Source organism: Magnetospirillum sp. SS-4, from assembly GCF_902729425.1.
Taxonomy (GTDB): domain Bacteria; phylum Pseudomonadota; class Alphaproteobacteria; order Rhodospirillales; family Magnetospirillaceae; genus Phaeospirillum.
Genome location: NZ_CACVCH010000001.1, coordinates 410250 through 427956, shown reverse-complemented (window position 1 = coordinate 427956; position 17707 = coordinate 410250). Strand labels below are relative to the sequence as shown.

Sequence of the window (17707 nt, the reverse complement as noted above, 5' to 3'; positions counted from 1 at the left end):
AGTGTCCCGTGCTCGCCCATATCACCAACGCCCGCATCGCCGTCAAGGTGTTCATCGCGCCGCTGCTGCTGATCGCCTCCATCCTGGTTCTCGGCATGGTGTTCCATTTCGCCATGGACCGGCAGGGGGCCTCCATGGAACAGATGGTCACGGTCTCGTTCGCCAACAGCCGCTCCGCCGCCGAGTTGGACGGAACCGCCGCCGGCATCCAGTCCAACATTTACCGGCTGCTGGGCTGGCAGGCCGCCCGCGAGGACAAGGACAAGATCAAGGCGCTGGATACCGAGGTCCGCAAGGACCTGAAGGACTGGCAGGACAAGGCCGCCAAGGTGCTGGCCGCCCTGGGCGCCGACGCGGCCGCCGCCAAACAGGTCAAGGATTACGGACTGGCCGCCGGCGACGTGCTCGACATGTACGCCAGCGACCATATCACCGCCCTGTCCATGATGGGCGCCACCGAGATCGAATATGACGGCCTGCACAAGCTGCTGGGCGGGCTGTCCAATCAGGCCGCCGCCAAGGCCTCGTCCGATTACCGCAACACCGCCGATCTGGCCGCGTCGACCAAGCTGCAATATTTCGGGGTACTGTTCGGCTCGCTGGCGGTGTGCGTCGTCGTCACCCTGGCCATGACCCGCCTGATCGTCGGTCCGGTCGGCGGACTGACCGCGGTGATGGGGCGGCTGGCCGAGGGAACCACCGCGGTGGAGATCCCCTCGCTGGACAGCCGCGACGAGATCGGCGCCATGGCCCGCGCCGTGGCGGTGTTTCGCGACAACATGGACAAGACCGCCCGCCTGGAGGCGGAACAGCGCAGCCAGCGCGATCAGCAGGCCAGGCTGGTGGCCCGCCGCGACGAATTGATCGCCCGCTTCAACACCACCATGGAACACATCCTGGCTTCGGTGATGCAATCCATCGAGCGGGTGCACCAGGTGTCCAACTCGTTGCAGGCCACCGCCGAGCAGACCAGCCAGCAGGGCGCCGCCGTCGCTTCCGCTGCCGAGCATTCCGCCGCCAACGTGGCGACGGTGGCCACCGCCGCCGAGCAGCTGGGCTGTTCGGTCCAGGAGATCAGCCGTCAGGTGGCCGAGACCACCACCATCACCGCCGAGGCGGTCAGCGGCATCTCGGCCGCCAACGGCACCATGGACGGGCTGGCCAAGGCGGCCGGCAAGATCGGCGAGGTGGTCAGCCTGATCAACGCCATCGCCGGCCAGACCAACCTGCTGGCCTTGAACGCCACCATCGAGGCGGCCCGCGCCGGCGAGGCCGGCAAGGGTTTCGCCGTGGTGGCCTCCGAGGTCAAGACCCTGGCCAACCAGACCGCCAAGGCCACCGACGAGATCGCCCAGCAGATCGCCGGCATTCAGTCGATCAGCCAGGAGGCGGTCGACACCATCCGCAATGTCGGGCAGACCATCGACCGGGTCAATCAGGTGGTGTCGTCCATCGCCGCCGCGGTCGAGGAGCAGAGCGCCGCCACCGCCGAGATCGTGCGCAGCGTTCAGCAGGCCTCGGACGGCAACGCCGAGATCACCCGCAACATCGCCGACGTTTCCAAGGCGGCCTCGGCCACCGGCGAGATGGCGGGCGGCATGTTCAAGGCCGCCGACGAACTGGTGGCGGAATCCGGCCTGCTGCGCAAGGAAGTCAGCACCTTCCTCAGCGACATGAAGACGGGCTGATCCCTTCGCCGGCGGCGGCCAGCCATTCGGCGGCCCCCAGGCCGGCGCGGCGGCCGGTGGCAAAGCTGCCGGTCAGCAGATAGCCGCCGGTGGGGGCCTCCCAGTCCAGCATCTCGCCGGCGACGAACACGCCGGGCAGCGTCTTCAGCATCAGATGTTCGTCCAGGTCCTCGAAGCGGATGCCGCCGGCGGTGGAAATGGCCTCGGCCAGCGGTCTGGTCTGAAGCAGCGGCAGCGGCAGGGCCTTGATCTCGGCCGCCAGCAGGACCGGGTTGTCCATGACGTCGCGGGGCAGCAATTCCCGCAGCAGGCCCAGGGCCGGCGGCGACAGCGGCAGAACCCTTTTCAGGAAGGTGGACAGCGAGCGCGAGCCGCGCGGCCGCGACAGCGCCTCCAGCACCCTCGCCTCGGGCCAGTCCGGCATCAGGTCGAGGGTGGCCATGGCGATGCCGGATTCGGCGATGGCGTCGCGCAATCCGGCCGACAGGGCGTAGACGGCTCCACCCTCGATGCCGGTTTCGGTCAGGGTCACCTCGCCGCGCACGGTGACCCCGTTGAAGGAAAGCTCCACCGTTTCCAGCCGCTGTCCGGCGAAGCGCCCGGCGAAGCGGTGGCTCCAGCCCAGGTCGAAACCGCAATTGGCCGGCCGGATCGGCGCGGCGGCGACGCCCCTGCCGGCCAGCAGGTCCACCCACGAGCCGTCCGAGCCCAGCCGCGGCCACGAGGCCCCCCCCAGCGCCAGCACCACCGCCGGCGCCTCCACCTCCACCATGCCGGCGGGCGAGTGGAAGCGCAGCCGTCCCGCCTCGCTCCAGCCCCGCCAGTAGTGGCGGGCATTGATGGCGACGCCCATGGATTTCAGGCGCCGCAGCCAGGCGCGCAGCAGCGGCGCCGATTTCATGCCCTCGGGAAACACCCGCCCGGACGAGCCGACGAAGGTGTCGATGCCCAGTTCCCTGGCCCAATGGCGCAGGTCGTTCGGGCCGAATTCGGCCAGCAGCGACTGGAACAGCCCGGCCCGCGCCCCGTAGCGGGGAATGAAGCTGCCCAGGGCCTCGGAATGGGTGAGGTTCAGCCCGCCCTTGCCGGCCAGCAGGAACTTGCGCCCCGGCGACGGCATGGCGTCGTACAGGGACACGGCGACACCCCGTTCCGCCAGCATCTCGGCCGCCATCAGCCCGGCCGGCCCGCCGCCGATGACGACGGCGCCGGAGTGAACGCGGACGACGGGGGAGGCCGGATCTTTCATGGACGCCAGTCTACATCAGGGATGGCCGACAATCGACGGCTCTTGAGGCCGCCCGAACCGCCACCCGCCCCGATCAGGTGTTGAGGAACCTCCGGCCGGCCCCCTCCAGCACCAGGCAGGTCAGCCGGCCGGTGCGATAGGCGCCGGTGTCGATGGCGATGCGCCAGGGATGAATTTCCGGCTCGGACACCACGGTATGGCCGTGAACCACCACCTTCGGCAGCGGCTCGGCGGCACGCAGGAATGGTTCCCTGATCCACATCAGGTCGTAGGCGTCCTGGCGTTCCAGCGGCACGCCGGGACGGATGCCGGCATGGACGAACAGGTAGTCGCCCTCCACATGGCGCAGCGGCATCCTGGACAGGAAGCGGAGATGGGTGGGGGGCAGCGCCCGGTACAGCAGCCGCTGCATGGCCGGATAGTCGGCGATGAAGCCGTCGGGAAGGTGGCCGACATAGGAACGGACCGCCTCCAGCCCGCCGTTGCGCAGCCAGCCGGGCGCCGCCGAGAAATCCGCCAGGAATTGCATCATGTAGTCTTCGTGGTTGCCGCGCAGCGCGATGAACTGCGCCCCGGCCAGCGGTCCGTCGGCCGGGGCCCCGGCCAGCAGGCGCTCGATCACCGGCTTGGAATCCGGACCGCGATCGATCAGGTCGCCGATACAGATTACCACAATACGTTGGGGTGGGTCGCCATCGTATGGGGCATAGGTAGCGTCATCGGCGATATCATCCAATAAGTGCCGCAGCAGATCGGCACGGCCGTGGATGTCGCCGATGGCATAGACCCTGGTTCCGTCGGGAACTTTGGCCGCTTGTCCTTCGGGATGCTCTGAAGAATGCTTGGTCATTTCCCCTGGGACACCAGTGCCGGCCAATGGTATTTTCACGGCTGGTAACTTTGCCTTTATATGTCCCGGACAACAATGGTCGATTGAACCGGTTCGGAAAATGGAGACGAAATGAACGCCGGCGCGTTCGGAACAGGGCGACAGGAAGTCGTGACGTCCGAGAACCTTCTCTTCGATGCCGCCGAGCGTGTCGGCCGCATCAGGGAGGGGCGGCTGGCGTTGCATCTGCACCTGTCGCGCCTGCAACCGGCCAATCGCGAGGAAGGCCGCATCCGCATCGCCTTCCGGCTGTTCGAGACCATGGTCGACGCCTATCGCGGCCAGATGTTCCTGCTGACCAATTCCGACATCATCCTGATCTGCAAGGACGCGCGGATCAGCGAACTGGATTCCATGGTCTACAAGCTTCGGGCCCTGTTCTCCACCGATCCGCTGACCTACGCCGAATCCCCCGACGGGCAGGACCGCTTCGTCACCTATTACGACCTCGAGGCCGATTACGACTCGTTCTTCGCCCTGTGCGGCCAGATGGTCTCCTCCGCCAAGAAGATGGCCGAGACCCAGCGGACGGCGCCGCAGATCCAGCCGCTGGACGCCCAGACCCTGACCTCGGTGCTGGAACGCATCGGCGCCACCGACATCGCCGGGGTGGTGCGGCGCCAGGCCTGCATCGTCATCAACGAGAAGATGACCGCCGAGGTGGCGTTCCAGGAATTCTTCATGTCCATCGCCGACCTTCAGAAGGTCCTGGCGCCCGACGTCAACATCTTGTCCAACCGCTGGCTGTTCCAGCATCTGTCGCAGGTTCTCGACCTCAGGGTGCTGTCGGTGCTTCAAGACACCGGCTTTCGCAAGATGCCGGCGGCGTTCTCGGTCAACCTCAACATGGCCACCATCGAGACCCCGGTGTTCCAGCAGTTCGAGGCCAGCATCCGGGGCAAGGCCGGCCTGGTGGTGGAGTTCCAGTTGCTGGACATCTTCAACGACCTGGACGGTTTCTTCCGGGCCCGGGACAAGCTGCGCTCGCACGGGCATAAATCGGTGCTGGACGGCATGAGCCCGGTGACCTTGCAGTTCATGGACGCCGAGCTGTTCGACACCGACTTCATCAAGGTGAGCTGGAGTCCCGACATGATCGACGACATCAAGACCGCCGAGATTCAGCACGCGCTGGGGCCGGTGGGCTTCGACCGCGTCATTCTGTCGCGCTGCGATACCGAGACGTCGATCTCGTGGGGACTGTCACAGGGCATCCGCATGTTCCAGGGCCGCTTCCTCGATTCCATGATCTCGGCGGTGACCATGGCCGAGTGCGGCAAGTCGTCGGCCTGCACCTTGAACCAGTGCACCCAGCGGCACGGCGTCATCTCGGGGCGGACCCGCGCCGAATGCGGCGACAACGACATGCTCGACGCCTTCCCGCCGCTCAAGGCCATCCGGTAGGACCAGCCGATGCAGCACCCGCCTCCGCCCGTCGGCCAGCCCAGACCGTCCAGTCAGGAAAACCTGATGCTGGACTACGTTCACCGGCTGGAACGCCACCGCCAGGACCGCAAGGCCGCCCATATCCACCTGTCGGGCCTGATGGCGCAGAACCGCCGCGAGCACCATATGCGCATCGCCGGCAACACCTTCGAGACCCTGGTCAAGATGATGCAGGCCCAGGTGTTTCATCTGGCCAATTCGGACCTGATGGTCATCTACAAGGCCCAGGCCCAGGACGAGGTCGAGGCGGCGGTGGTCAAGCTGCGCTTCCTGTTCTCGGACGATCCCCTGGTGATGGAGGAGCAGCGCGGCGTCCAAGGCCATTTCTGCACCTGGTACTCGCTGGACCGCGAATACGACCTGCTGCTGACCCTGGCCCAGAAGATGGTCCAGGACGTGGCGGCCCAGCGCACCGCCCTGACCCAGCAATCGGGCGCGGCCGCCCGCCTGCCCCAGAAGCCGTCGGGCTCGCCGTTCACGCCGGAACTGCTGAAACGGGTGGAGGCCTCGCTGGGACAGGCCGATCTGGCCAACCTGATGCGGCGTCAGTCCATCTGCGCCATGGTGGGCAAGGCGCCGCCCCAGCCGGTGTTCAACGAACTCTTCATCTCCATCGCCGACCTGCGCCAGACCCTGTTTCCCACCGTCAACGTCAATTCCAGCCCCTGGCTGTTCCAGCAACTGACCGAGACCCTGGACCGGCGCGTCCTCAGCCTGCTGAACAAGCACGACGACCGCACGCTGGAAGGCGACATCAGCATCAATCTCAACGTCTCGACCATCCTTACCCCGGAATTCCTGGTGTTCGACGACAACGTCAAGGCCGGCATGCGCGGCACCATCGTGCTGGAATTGCAGAAGGTGGACATCTTCGCCGATCTGGGCGCCTATCTGTTCGCCCGCGATTTCGCCCATGACCGCGGCTATCGCATCTGCATCGACGGCCTGACCTACAGCCAGCTGCCCTTCGTCGACCGCGAGCGCCTGGGCGCCGACCTGATCAAGCTGGTGTGGGATCCGTCGCTGACCGAGGAGAAGGACAAGAAGACCGAGGCGCTGCGCCGTATCGGCGTGACCCGCATCATCTTGTGCCGCTGCGACAACCAGGCCGGTATCGAGTTCGGCCATTCCGTCGGCATCACCTTGTTCCAGGGCCGCCACATCGAATCGCTGATCCAGGGTGATCCCAGAAAGCGCGGCCTCCGGTCCCGTCCCCGCCCTTGAACGCCATCGAGGTCCGCTCCGTCAGCAAGGTCTTCGGGACCAATCGCGCCGTCGACGACATCAGTTTCGACGTCGCCGCCGGCTCGATCACCGCGCTGCTGGGCGGCAATGGCGCCGGCAAGACCACCACGCTGTCCATGATCCTGGGGCTGCTGGTGCCCAGCGCGGGAGCGATCGCGGTGCTGGGCGAGGACATGGTGCGCGACCGCTACCGGGTTCTGCCGCGCCTCAACTTCTCCAGCCCCTATGTGGATCTGCCCCACCGCCTGACGGTGCGGCAGAACCTGACCGTCTACGGCCGGCTGTACGGGGTTGCCGGCCTCAAGGCGCGCATCGCCGAACTGGCCGGAGAACTGGCGCTGGAAGACCTCCTCGACCGGGCCTCGGGCCGGCTGTCGGCCGGGCAGAAGACCCGCGTCGCCCTGGCCAAGGCGCTGCTCAACACGCCGGAACTGCTGCTGCTGGACGAACCCACCGCCTCGCTGGACCCCGACACCGCCGACTGGGTCCGCGGCTATTTCGAGGCGTATCGGCGGCGCACCGGCGCCACCATCGTGCTGGCCTCCCACAACATGGCCGAGGTCGAGCGCATGTGTGATCAGGTGCTGATCATGAAGCAGGGCCGCATCGTCGACCAGGGATCGCCGGCGGCGCTGATCGGACGGTTCGGCCGGGCCAACCTGGAAGACGTCTTTCTCGACATCGCCCGCGACCGCCAAAGGCCCTGAGGCCTTACCGCCCCCAAGTCGCCAGGCCGCCGAAGACCAACGCGGCGGAGACCGCCAGCAGCGCCAGGGCCAGCGCCGGGCTGGCCTGGGGCGGTGGCGGCGCATAGTCGTCGGCCTCGCCCCGCCCGGTGAGCATGGGGGTGACCAGGTCGACCCCCTTGCCGAGGCGGTAATAGGCGATCGCGGCCAGATGCAGGCCGACCAGCCCCAGCACGATCCATGAATTCAGGCGATGAAAGGCCGACAGCGTCCGGGTGGCCGCCGACGAGACCATCCAGGCCAGCGGACCGTCGCTGGCGATATCGTCGCTGGCGAACAGGCCGCTGGCCGCCTGGGCCAGCAGCAGGGCCAGCATGGCGACGACGCTGACGGCGCCCAGCGGATTGTGGCCGATTCCCGTCCAGCGTCCGCGCAGATAGGCCAGGATGGCCGACGGTCCGCGGACGAACGAGGCGAAGCGGGCGGTGGCGCTGCCGGCGACGCCCCAGCCGAGGCGAAAGGCCAGCAGGGCCAGCACCGCCGTGCCCAGCCGCATGTGAATGTCCAGTTTCCCCATGCTGCCGCTGACCCACGCCACGGCGAAGCCCAGGGCCAGACTCCAGTGGAACAGGCGGGTCGGCAGGTCCCAGACGGGAACCAGCCGGGGCTTGGAAGACTTGGGCATGGCCGCCGCGTTCTCCTTTGCGTTCGTGACACTACGGCAAATCCAGGCTAGGTTACCCACCAGTACCGTCGCCGCAACTCATTTCGGGGAGCGCCGTTGAACCGGCCCACCGCCATCGCCCTGATCGGGCTCGCCGTCGCCGCCATCGCCCTGATCCTGGCGCTTCTCCAGGAGCGCGACGACGCCGCTCCGGCGATGCCGCAGGCGATTCCCCAGACCGTCGCTCCCGTCGCTCCCGCCGCCGCCGTCCCCGACGCGCGGGAACCGTCCTTCGACGTGGTCCGCATCGACGCCGACGGCGATTCGGTCATCGCCGGCCGCGCCATGCCGGGCGCGGTGGTGACCATCATCGACGGCGATGTCGAACTGGGCCGCGTCACCGCCGACGCGCGGGGGGAATGGGTGTTCGTGCCGACGGTGGCGCTGCCGCCCGGCGCCCGCGAACTGCGCCTGAGGGCCGCCAATCCCGACGGAACCACCATGGACTCCGGAGAGCCGGTGGTGCTGGTGGTGCCCGAGCGCGGCAAGGGGCCGGCCCTGGCCGTCAGGCCCGGCCGCGACGGCGCCAGCCGTATCCTTCAGGGACCGGGCGGAACCGGCGGCGGCATCTTGTCGCTGGACGTGGTGGATCACGACGGCCAGGGCCGCCTGTTCGTCGGCGGCAGAGCTCCGGCCGGGGGCACGGTCCTGCTCTACATCGACAACAGGCTGGCGGGCCGGACGGCGGCCGACGGCATCGGCGCCTGGCGCATCGCCGGCGCCTTGCCCGGGCCGGGGGCCCACATGCTGCGGGCCGACCTGATCGACGACAAGGGCAAGGTGCTGGCCCGGGTCGAGGTGAACTGGACGCCGGGCGACGACCTGGGCAAGGGATCGACCGGCGTGGTGGTGGAGCCGGGCAACTCGCTGTGGCGCATCGCCCGCCGGCTCTATGGCCGCGGCATCGCCTACACCGTCATCTACGAGGCCAATCGCGACCGCATCAAGGACCCCGACCTGATCTATCCCGGCCAGGTGTTCAGCGTCCCCAATCGCTAGAGCGGCGAGCCCTATATGTGCGCCGCCCTGACGGAGCGAATTTGGCTCAGGATCGAGGCAAGGGGCGCAGGCCATGGTTGTCGCCATGGTCAAGCCCGTTGCCGATGATAATGGGGCAAATCCGCCCGTTCCTTCGGATTTCCATGGGGTGGGCATCGGCGGCGTTCCGCTCCTTGGCCGATGCGCCGCATCGACCGGCGAAGCGCGCCTTGCCGCTGCCTCGCCCCATGAGAAACAGGGCTGGTGCAGATATAGGGCTCGATGCTCTAGAGTCGAGTGGATCAGAAATCCAGGTCGGCGTAGTGCCGGGGCGGCGGCATGCCGGGCAGGTGGTCGTTCAGCAGGGGGCGGAAGCTGGGGCGCGACTTGACGCGGGCGTACCAGTCCCTGGCGCCGGCATGGCGCTCCCACGGCACGTCGCCCATGTAGTCGATGGCGGAAATCTGGGCGGCGGCGGCGATGTCGGCCAGGGTGAAATCGCCGCCGGCCAGCCAGGTCCGCCGCTCGGTCAGCCAGCCGATATAGTTCAGGTGTTCGTGAATGTTGGCGAATCCGGTCCGGATCTTGCGCGAATCCGGTTCGGCGTGCTGGGTCGACAGCCGCTTGAACACCTTTTCGCCGGACAGGTTGACGGTGACCTCGGCATGGAACCTGACGCAGAACCAGCCGACCAGCCGCCGGACCTCGGCGCGGGCCGCCGCCGCCGCCGGCAGCAGCGGCGGGTCGCGGTGAACTTCGTCCAGGTATTCGGCGATGGCGACGGCGTCGGCCAGGGTGGCGCCGTCCTCCTCCACCAGGACCGGAACCTCGCCGGCCGGATTCATTTCCATGAACTCGGGGCGGCGTTCCCAGAATTTCTCGATCCGGGCCTCGAACTCCAGCTTCTTCTCGGCCAGCACGAGCCGCACCAGGCGCGAGAGGGCACAAAGCGGATGATGGTAAAGCGTTATCATGAATGCCGTTTTATCCCGGTTTTATGGTCCTGTCACGACGGGAACTGGGGTACCAGCGATCCTCGCTGGTCGGTGCGTCCAACCGCAGCGGCATGGACAGCAGCGCCTCGCGCAAGATGGTGCCGTCCACCGCCAGCGGCAATTCGTCCACCAGCTCGATCCGGCGCGGCACCTCGGCCGCGCCGCGACGCAGCGCCACCCAGTCGCGCAATTGGGCGGCGGTGACCGCTCCCCTCGGTTCGACGAAGGCCCGCAATTCCCCGGCCGGCAGTTCGACCACGCCGGCTCCGGCCACCTGGGGGTGGGAGGCCAGGGCCGCCTCGACCTCGTCCAGGCCGATCGCGGCCCCGTCGATTCGCGCCACGCCGTCCGGCAAGGCCAGGGCCTCCGGCCAGATGTAGTTGTCGAGGTCGCGATGGCCCAGCCGGCCGGTCAGCAGCCAGCCGTTGACCCGCCGGGCCGGCCCGGCGACGCCGTCGCCCCAATAGCCGAGAAAACTGCCCGGCGCGTTGGGCGATACCGCCAGGATGCCGCGCTCGCCGGCCTTGAGCACCCGCCCCCGCTCGTCGACGGCCTCCACCGTCAGGCCCGGCGCCGAACGGCCCGGCGAGGGGGGGCGCAATTCCATCATTCCGGCCAGATTGGCGGCGACGGCGCCGGTTTCCAGCACGCCCCAGGCCTCGTTGGCGTGGATGCCGAACGCCTTGATCACCCGTTCGTGCAGTTCGGCGTCCAGCGGTTCGGGCCCGCTGGACAGGACGCGGGGCATGGCGTGGGGCCGTCCGGCCGCCACCTCGGCCAACCGGGCGAGGTGATGGGCCGGCAGATAGGCGGCCCGCACGCCCTGGCGCGACATCAGGTCCAGCGCCCGGCCGGGGTCGAAGCCGTCCGGCCCCGCCACCACCGGCACGCCGTGATGCCAGGCGGGCAGAACGGCGCGGAACAGCGCCTCGCCGCTCATCCAGTCGGCCGAGGTCCAGACGATGTCGCCGAACTGGGGGAACAGCCCCAGCGACAGTTCGACCGCTGGCAGGCTGCCGGCCATGGCGCGATGGGGCAGCACCGCGCCGGGGGGCGTGCCGATGCCGTCGGCGGGATAGAATACGAAGGCGGGATGGCTGGCCGGCGTCACCAGCGGCTCGAAGGAATCCGAGGCGGCCTCCACCGCCTGCCACATCGCAACGCAATCCGGGCCGTCGCCGTCGGGGGTCAATACCGCGCGCAGCGTCCTCAGCCCCGGCCGCGCCGCCTCCAGCGCCGGCAGCGCCCGGGAATCGGCCAGTGCCGCCACCGCTCCGGAATTCGCCAGCCGCCAGCCCAGCGGCTCCGCCCCCAGCCCCATCGGAACCGGCACCATCACGGCGCCCATGCGCACGATGGCCAACAGGGCGATGGCGGCTTCCAGACCGGCCGGCAGCATCACCGCCACCCGGTCGCCAGGGGTGATTCCCTGGGCGTTCAGCACGTTGGCCAGCCGGTTGGACAGCATCCGCAGCACATGGAAGGTGTAGCGTTCGCCGGCGCCGGCCCCGTCCTCGACGATCAGGGCGGTGCGGTGCCCGTCGGCGCCGCCCATGGTGTGGCGGTCGCAGACGTCGAACGCCAGGTTGTAGCGTTCGGGAATGCGCCAGCGGAAGGTCCGGCAGGCCTCTTCATAGCTGCGGGGATTGTTCAGCATGAGTCCTGCCCCGCATCGTCGGCGACGTGGAAGCCGTGAACGATTCCGCCCGATGTATCGAAGCGGTGGCTGATAATATCGAAAAATTCGGAATTGCCGTGTTCGTATTTCTGGAATGCCGCGTAGGCGATCAGGTCGGCGAGTTGGACCAGCCTGGAGTTGCGTGAATCGAGAAAGACAGGAACCTCCGCCATGTTCCGTAATACACCCCAGCTGTGGCCATCCTTCTTGAACCCCATGGCGAGATGCTGAATGGCCTCCTCCCTTGCGCTCTTGTCCAGGATGATGATGCCGCGCTGAGGGTCGCCTGCCTTGTAGAGGCGCATCAGGTACTGATCGAAGCGGCTGCACACCTGTTCGAAGGCGTAATCGACAGGATCGCGCGGCGATATCCACACCTTTCTTACGACGGCAGCGAAGAGACGGTTGCTGTTGTGGCTGGAACCGATCACGCCAAGGGCATCCATCATCGCCCGATTGCGTTCGGCACGGGGAACCGATCTCCAGAATTTGGAACCTTTCAGCATCGGCGAGCCATGGAGTTCGATGCTTGCTGGGTCCGCCGGGTTAAAGCGTGCCGCAATCGTGTCAAGCTGCTCCGAGAGCCAATGTCCTTGCCGCTCGAACACCGATATGCCGGCAAGCACGAAATAGCGCTGGCTGGAATCCGTCGGACTGCCGGAATCGTCAAGGTAGAGGAGATGCATCAGGCGTCATCTCTCACCAAAGAAAAAGGTGGTCAGGCGGAAACCATGTTCCGACGGTTCGCTTCGGGCGAACCTCCCAACCACCGTTTCATAAATAGATATGGACGCCATCATGTCAATACTCTCTCGCGACCGGGCAGTCATCGTCCCAGCGGCATCAGCTCTTCGAACCACAGATAGGTGCCGACGTCGTCGAACATCACGCCGTCGAAGCCCAGATCCATGATGCCGGCCAGATACTTGCCCAGCACGCCCCGCCACTCGCCGCTGCCGGTGTCGGTGATGAACACGCCGGGCGTGTCGTCGTGGGCGAACAGGAAGGCGGGGTTGCCGGCCTCCCAGTCGCGCAGCCAGTACCAGCGCCAGTCGTAGGCGCGGCCGATGGGCATCACCGCCAGCACCAGCCGGCGCGGTCCCAGCTTCTTGTATTTGAGTTTGGCGATGTCGGCCTTGACCAGCAGGTCGGCGCCGCGATGGGCCACATCCACCATCACCATGTCGTAATTGGTCTCGGCGACGGCGTCGATGAACCGGGCCTTGGTGCCGAACCGGTCGGAACGCAGTACCGGCAGCCAGTTCCGGACATTGGCGATGGTCAGGATCTCGCCGGGATTCTCGAAGGCGGGGCGGGCGCGCGGAATGTCGTCGAGGGCATCGCCGCCGGCTCTGGCGAAGACGGGCGCCTTGTCGCGGATGCCGGCCCGATGGGCGGCGTCGGCCTCGGCCTGGCTGGCGCAGAAATCGAGGGCGAACAGATTGCGCCCCTCGGCGCGCATGGCGTTCAGGCCATAGATCATCCGGCGCTGGATTTCGGCCCGCATCTGCATCTGCTTGATTTCGGCGGCCTTGCGCAATTCCTCGGCGGGATCATTGCTGAACGGGCCGACCTCGACCGGAATCGGCGGCCGGTGGATGCCCTGCTTCCTTTCCCGGTCCAGTTGGGCGTCAAGCTCGGTCCGGGTCCTGATCGCCTCGGCCAGCGGCTTGTCGAATCTGTAGGGGCCGCAATACAGGCCGTCGGTGACCAGGCCGTCCAGTTTCTGAACCAGCTGGCGGAAGGTCGAGCGCAGCGGCGGGCGGGTCAGGAAGTTGGTGCCGCCGGGGTCGCGGATATCCTCCCATTCCACCTCGATCTCGCCCTTGACCAGCAATTCGTGGCCGCCGCGCATCAGCACCTGGAAGGATGGATTGCGTTTCTTGGCGTAGGTGGCCAGCTCCAGGATCACCTCGCGGGTCTGGTCGCGGAAATTGGGAATGCGCTCGATGGGCGGCGGCACGAAGTCGCGCGGCTTGTCGAGCGCCAGCGCCGGGGCGGTGGCGAGCAGGCCGAGAGCCAGGGCCAGGGCGGGGTGCCACGTCATCCCAGCAATTCCCCCACATGACGGGCGATGGCCAGGCACGAGGTCAGGCCGGGACTCTCGATGCCGTACAGCGCCGCCACCCCGGCGGCGCCGGTCTCGGCCGGGCCGTGAATGACGAAATCGCGGGCCGGCTGGTCGGGGGCCTGGATCTTGGGACGGATGCCGGCATAGGCCGGCTCCAGCGCGCCGTCCTTCAGCCCCGGCCAATAGCGGCGGATGGCGGCGTAGAACGAATCGCCGCGCCTGGGATCGACCACGTAATCCTCGCGGTCGATCCATTCCACGTCGGGGCCGAACCGGCCCTGGCCGCCGAGATCCAGGGTGAAGTGAACCCCCAGTCCGGCCGCCACCGGCACCGGGTAGACCAGCCGCGAGAACGGGGTCTTGCCGGTCAGGCCGAAATAATTGCCCTTGCACAGGAAGGCGGGGGGGACGTCGCGCAGTCCCAGGCTGGCGGCGACCCCGGGCGAGGACAGGCCGGCGGCGACCACCACCGAACGGGCCAGCAGGGTCATGGGCTCGGCGCCGCCCGCCTGGATCAGGATGCCGTTTTCCGCGCATCTTCCGCCGGTCACCGGCGCATGGAAGGCGATGGCGGCGCCGCGCTCTTCCGCGTCGCCGCGCAACGCCAGCATCAGGGCGTGGCTGTCGATGATGCCGGTGGCGGGGGAAAGCAGGGCCTTGACGCAGTTCAACTCGGGCTCCAGGGCGCGGGCCTCGGCGCCGGATATGGCGCGCAGTCCCTCGACCCCGTTGACGCGACCCTTGTCCAGGATGGAGTCCAGTTGGGCGGCCTCGGCCTCGTCGGTGGCGACGATCAGCTTGCCGGCCATGCGGAACGGCACCCCCCGGCTGGCGGCGAAGTCGCGCAGCATGGCGTTGCCGGCGACGCAGAGACGGGCCTTCAGGCTGCCCGCCGGATAGTACATGCCGGCGTGGATGACCTCGGAATTGCGCGACGAGATGCCGGTGCCGATGGCGCCTTCAGCCTCCAGCACGACGACCTCGCGCCCCGCCGTCACCGCCAGATGGCGGGCGATGGCCAATCCAACCACGCCGGCGCCGATCACCACGCAATCGACCCGCTCGGCAGCCGTTTCCGTCAACACGTTGTCATGCCCCGGTCCGCTGAACCCAAGATGTCGCGAGAATAGCACCGCCCGGCCGAGGGCGGAAGCCGCATGGTCGTTGCGCCGGCCGCCGGCGATGGCTAGAGTTCGCGGCGACGCACAATGGGAAAGCCGGCCATGACCATCGCCACCGCCGCCTCCGTCTGTCCTCACGACTGCCCCAGCGCCTGCGCCCTGGAGGTGGAGATCCTGCCCGGAAACCGTATCGGCCGGGTTCACGGCGGCTCCATGCCCTATGTGGACGGCGTCATCTGCGCCAAGGTCGCCCGCTATGCCGAGCGCGTCCACAACCCCGACCGGATTCTGCATCCGCTGCGCCGGATCGGCGCCAAGGGCGAGGGCCGCTTCGCGCCCATTTCCTGGGACGAGGCGCTGGACGAGATCGCCACCCGCCTGGCCGAGGCCGGCGCCCGGCTGGGGCCGGAAACGGTATGGCCCTATTTCTACGCCGGCACCATGGGGCTGGTGCAGCAATCGGGCATCAACCGCCTGCGCCGGGTGATGGGCTGGTCCGGACAGGCCAAGACCATCTGTTCCGCCGCCGCCGGGGCCGGCTGGATGGCCGGAATTGGGGCCAAGTGGGGCGTCTCGCCGGGTGAGATCGCCCAAAGCGGCCTGGTGGTGGTCTGGGGCGCCAACCCCGCCTCGACCCAGGTGCAGCTGATGGGGCTGATCAAGCAGGCGCGAAGCGCGAACGGCGCCAGGCTGGTGGTGGTCGATCCCTACCGCACCCAGACCGCCGCCAAGGCCGACCTGCACCTGATGTTGCGCCCCGGCACCGATGGCGCCCTGGCCGTGGCGGTGATGCATGTGCTGTTCCGCGACAATCTGGCCGACCGCGACTATCTGGCCCGCTACACCGATTGTCCGGAGCGGCTGGAAAGGCATCTTGAAAGCCGCACGCCCCAATGGGCCGCCGCCATCACCGGGCTGGAGCCGGCCGAGATCGAGGCTTTCGCCGCTCTTTACGGCAGCGTGCCCAACAGCTTCCTGCGGGTCGGCTACGGCTTCGCCCGCTCGCGCAACGGCAGCGCCAACCTGCACGCCGTCAGCTGCCTGCCGGCGGTGACCGGGGCATGGCGGCACAAGGGCGGCGGCGCCATGCAGACCAGCGGCGGCGTGTTCGGCATCAACCGGACCCTGCTGGACGGCCTTGACGTGCCGCAGCCCAAGGTCCGCACCCTCGACATGAGCCGAATCGGCCCGATCCTGGCCGGTGATCCCCGCGATCTGCAAGGTGGTCCCATGGTCACCGCCATGCTGGTGCAAAACACCAATCCGGCCAATGTCGCCCCCGAATCGGGCCTGGTGCGGCAGGGTCTGGCGCGTGACGACCTGTTCCTCGCGGTGCATGAACAGACTCTGACCGCCACCGCGCGCTTCGCCGATATCGTGCTGCCGGCCACCACCAGCATGGAGCATGCCGACCTCTACACCTCCTACGGCCACACCTTCCTGCAAATGGCGATGCCGGTGATTGAACCGCTGGGCCAGGCCCGCCCCAACCATCGGGTGATCCGCGATCTCGCCGCCCGGCTGGGGGCGGTGCATCCCGGCTTCGAGATGGACGAGATCGAGATGATCGATCAGGTGTTGAGGTCGTCGGACCTGCCGGGGGCCGACGAGCTGCGCGCGCTGGGCTGGCTCAATTGCGCCAAGGTGTTCGAGGACGCTCATTTCCTGTCGGGATTCGGCCACGAGGACGGCCGGTTCCGCTTCGCCCCCGACTGGAACGACGCCAGGATGCCGGCGCTTCCCGATCACATGGCGGTGATCGACGAGGCCGACGCCGATCATCCCTTCCGCCTGATCACGCCGCCGTCGCTGCACTTCCTCAACTCCACCTTCGCCGAGACCGAGACGTCGCGCCGATTGGCCGGCGAGCCGGCCGCCCTGGTCCACGAGGCCGACTGCGCTGCCCTGGGTCTCGCCGACGGCGGCATGGTCCGCATCGGCAATATCAGGGGATCGGTGGTCGTCCGGGTCCGGTCGACCGCCGGCATCGCCCGGGGCGTGGTGGCGGTGGAAAGCATCTGGCCGGACGAGTGCTTCGCCGAGGGGCGGGGCATCAACCATCTGACCAGCGCCGACGCCGCCCTGCCCGCCGGCGGCGCCGTGTTTCACGATACCCGGGTCTGGCTGCGGGGAGAGAGCGGATGAGCAAGCGCGCCCACGTCATCGTCGTCGGCAACGAGAAAGGCGGGACCGGCAAGTCCACCGTGTCCATGCACCTGATCATCAGCCTGCTGGAACAGGGCCGGTCGGTGGGCAGCATCGATATCGACGCCCGGCAGGCGACGCTGTCGCGCTATATCGCCAATCGCGAGGCCCGCAAGGACCGCGAGGAACTGGCCCTGGCCCTGCCCGAGCATGTGGCGGTGCCGCCCACCCCCGACCGCGAGGCCGACGAGGCGCGGCTGCAAGAGGTCTTCGATCATCTGGCCGCGCGCCACGACGTGGTGGTGATCGACACCCCCGGCAGCGACCATTACCTGTCGCGCCTGGGCCACTCCTTCGCCGACACCCTGGTGACGCCGCTGAACGACAGCCTGATCGACCTGGACGTGCTGGCCCTGGTGGAGCCCGGAACCATGAAGATCAGGCGTCCCAGCCAGTATTCCGAGATGGTGTGGGAGACCAAGAAGATCCGGGCCATGCGCGGCGAGAGGAAGGTGGTGGACTGGATCGTGCTGAGAAACCGGCTGTCCAACCTGGACGCCCGCAACAAGCGCGACATGGAGAAGCTGCTGGCCGAACTGGCCAAGCGGGTCGGCTTTCGCGTCATCCCCGGCCTGGGCGAGCGGGTGATCTACCGGTCCATGTTCCTGGAGGGGCTGACCCTGCTGGATCTGCGCCGGAAAATCCTCGGCTTCGACTTCAGCATGAGCCACGTCGCCGCCCGCCAGGAACTGCGCGGGCTGGTCGACGCCATCGGCCTGGACCGGTAGGCCG

General features: G+C 67.9%; 15 protein-coding genes. 7 read left to right on the top strand and 8 right to left on the bottom strand.

Going from position 1 to position 17707, the window contains the following annotated elements; genetic code table 11:
• The first annotated feature begins 8 nt into the window (after positions 1 to 8).
• A complete protein-coding gene (locus MTBSS4_RS02070) occupies positions 9 to 1688 on the top strand; it encodes a methyl-accepting chemotaxis protein (protein ID WP_173981720.1) in 1680 nt (559 codons plus the stop codon).
• Here MTBSS4_RS02070 and MTBSS4_RS02065 read toward each other — a convergent pair.
• Together MTBSS4_RS02065 and MTBSS4_RS02060 are read right to left on the bottom strand one after the other, a co-directional pair.
• Positions 1666 to 2937, bottom strand: coding sequence for a TIGR03862 family flavoprotein (locus MTBSS4_RS02065; RefSeq protein ID WP_173981719.1), 1272 nt, complete (start codon positions 2935 to 2937; stop codon positions 1666 to 1668). The genes MTBSS4_RS02070 and MTBSS4_RS02065 overlap by 23 nt on opposite strands.
• Positions 2938 to 3010: 73 nt before the next feature.
• Positions 3011 to 3787, bottom strand: a complete 777-nt coding sequence (locus MTBSS4_RS02060; RefSeq protein ID WP_173981718.1) for a metallophosphoesterase family protein — start codon at positions 3785 to 3787, stop codon at positions 3011 to 3013.
• 150 nt (positions 3788 to 3937) lie between these two features.
• Here MTBSS4_RS02060 and MTBSS4_RS02055 point away from each other — a divergent pair, with 150 nt between their 5' ends.
• The 3 genes from MTBSS4_RS02055 (at position 3938) to MTBSS4_RS02045 (ending at position 7224) form a co-directional block, all read left to right on the top strand.
• Positions 3938 to 5230: a hypothetical protein gene (locus tag MTBSS4_RS02055; RefSeq protein WP_254432329.1), complete on the top strand. Its 1293-nt coding sequence runs from the start codon at positions 3938 to 3940 to the stop codon at positions 5228 to 5230.
• Positions 5231 to 5296: 66 nt separating this feature from the next.
• The gene (locus MTBSS4_RS02050) at positions 5297 to 6496 is read left to right on the top strand and encodes a hypothetical protein (RefSeq protein ID WP_254432328.1); all 1200 of its coding nucleotides are present in this window, start codon (positions 5297 to 5299) and stop codon (positions 6494 to 6496) included.
• The gene (locus MTBSS4_RS02045; protein ID WP_173981715.1) at positions 6493 to 7224 is read left to right on the top strand and encodes an ABC transporter ATP-binding protein; all 732 of its coding nucleotides are present in this window, start codon (positions 6493 to 6495) and stop codon (positions 7222 to 7224) included. The genes MTBSS4_RS02050 and MTBSS4_RS02045 overlap by 4 nt, the downstream gene beginning before the upstream one ends.
• Positions 7225 to 7228: 4 nt before the next feature.
• Here MTBSS4_RS02045 and MTBSS4_RS02040 read toward each other — a convergent pair whose 3' ends face one another.
• Positions 7229 to 7888, bottom strand: coding sequence for a cytochrome b/b6 domain-containing protein (locus MTBSS4_RS02040; RefSeq protein WP_173981714.1), 660 nt, complete (start codon positions 7886 to 7888; stop codon positions 7229 to 7231).
• A 96-nt stretch (positions 7889 to 7984) separates the two neighbouring features.
• Here MTBSS4_RS02040 and MTBSS4_RS02035 point away from each other — a divergent pair, with 96 nt between their 5' ends.
• Positions 7985 to 8926, top strand: a complete 942-nt coding sequence (locus MTBSS4_RS02035; RefSeq protein WP_173981713.1) for a LysM peptidoglycan-binding domain-containing protein — start codon at positions 7985 to 7987, stop codon at positions 8924 to 8926.
• 281 nt (positions 8927 to 9207) lie between these two features.
• Here MTBSS4_RS02035 and MTBSS4_RS02030 read toward each other — a convergent pair whose 3' ends face one another.
• The 5 genes from MTBSS4_RS02030 to MTBSS4_RS02010 form a co-directional block, all read right to left on the bottom strand.
• A complete protein-coding gene (locus MTBSS4_RS02030) occupies positions 9208 to 9879 on the bottom strand; it encodes a glutathione S-transferase family protein (RefSeq protein ID WP_173981712.1) in 672 nt (223 codons plus the stop codon).
• Between the two features lie 10 nt (positions 9880 to 9889).
• Positions 9890 to 11557 carry an AMP-binding protein gene (locus MTBSS4_RS02025; RefSeq protein ID WP_173981711.1) on the bottom strand — a complete coding sequence of 556 codons (1668 nt, stop codon included), beginning with the start codon at positions 11555 to 11557 and terminating at the stop codon, positions 9890 to 9892.
• Positions 11551 to 12264 (bottom strand): DUF3800 domain-containing protein, encoded by a 714-nt coding sequence (locus tag MTBSS4_RS02020; RefSeq protein WP_173981710.1) that lies wholly within the window; start codon positions 12262 to 12264, stop codon positions 11551 to 11553. Before MTBSS4_RS02020 ends, MTBSS4_RS02025 begins: the two co-directional genes overlap by 7 nt.
• Positions 12265 to 12404: 140 nt before the next feature.
• The gene (locus tag MTBSS4_RS02015) at positions 12405 to 13625 is read right to left on the bottom strand and encodes a hypothetical protein (RefSeq protein ID WP_173981709.1); all 1221 of its coding nucleotides are present in this window, start codon (positions 13623 to 13625) and stop codon (positions 12405 to 12407) included.
• On the bottom strand, positions 13622 to 14734 hold the full coding sequence (locus MTBSS4_RS02010; RefSeq protein WP_173981708.1) for an NAD(P)/FAD-dependent oxidoreductase: 1113 nt from the start codon (positions 14732 to 14734) through the stop codon (positions 13622 to 13624). The genes MTBSS4_RS02015 and MTBSS4_RS02010 overlap by 4 nt, the downstream gene beginning before the upstream one ends.
• Before the next feature lie 138 nt (positions 14735 to 14872).
• Here MTBSS4_RS02010 and MTBSS4_RS02005 point away from each other — a divergent pair, with 138 nt between their 5' ends.
• Positions 14873 to 16915: a molybdopterin oxidoreductase family protein gene (locus MTBSS4_RS02005; protein WP_173981707.1), complete on the top strand. Its 2043-nt coding sequence runs from the start codon at positions 14873 to 14875 to the stop codon at positions 16913 to 16915.
• Positions 16912 to 17703, top strand: a complete 792-nt coding sequence (locus MTBSS4_RS02000) for a division plane positioning ATPase MipZ (protein WP_173981706.1) — start codon at positions 16912 to 16914, stop codon at positions 17701 to 17703. Before MTBSS4_RS02005 ends, MTBSS4_RS02000 begins: the two co-directional genes overlap by 4 nt.
• Positions 17704 to 17707 lie beyond the last annotated feature (4 nt).

Bases quoted from the DNA above. Each gene is read 5' to 3' on its own strand.
- MTBSS4_RS02065 (WP_173981719.1), bottom strand. From the start codon at position 2,937: ATGAAAGATCCGGCCTCCCCCGTCGTCCGCGTTCACTCCGGCGCCGTC.
- MTBSS4_RS02060 (WP_173981718.1), bottom strand. From the start codon at position 3,787: ATGACCAAGCATTCTTCAGAGCATCCCGAAGGACAAGCGGCCAAAGTT.
- MTBSS4_RS02050 (WP_254432328.1), top strand. From the start codon at position 5,297: ATGCTGGACTACGTTCACCGGCTGGAACGCCACCGCCAGGACCGCAAG.
- MTBSS4_RS02040 (WP_173981714.1), bottom strand. From the start codon at position 7,888: ATGCCCAAGTCTTCCAAGCCCCGGCTGGTTCCCGTCTGGGACCTGCCG.
- MTBSS4_RS02030 (WP_173981712.1), bottom strand. From the start codon at position 9,879: ATGATAACGCTTTACCATCATCCGCTTTGTGCCCTCTCGCGCCTGGTG.
- MTBSS4_RS02025 (WP_173981711.1), bottom strand. From the start codon at position 11,557: ATGCTGAACAATCCCCGCAGCTATGAAGAGGCCTGCCGGACCTTCCGC.
- MTBSS4_RS02020 (WP_173981710.1), bottom strand. From the start codon at position 12,264: ATGCATCTCCTCTACCTTGACGATTCCGGCAGTCCGACGGATTCCAGC.
- MTBSS4_RS02015 (WP_173981709.1), bottom strand. From the start codon at position 13,625: ATGACGTGGCACCCCGCCCTGGCCCTGGCTCTCGGCCTGCTCGCCACC.
- MTBSS4_RS02005 (WP_173981707.1), top strand. From the start codon at position 14,873: ATGACCATCGCCACCGCCGCCTCCGTCTGTCCTCACGACTGCCCCAGC.
- MTBSS4_RS02000 (WP_173981706.1), top strand. From the start codon at position 16,912: ATGAGCAAGCGCGCCCACGTCATCGTCGTCGGCAACGAGAAAGGCGGG.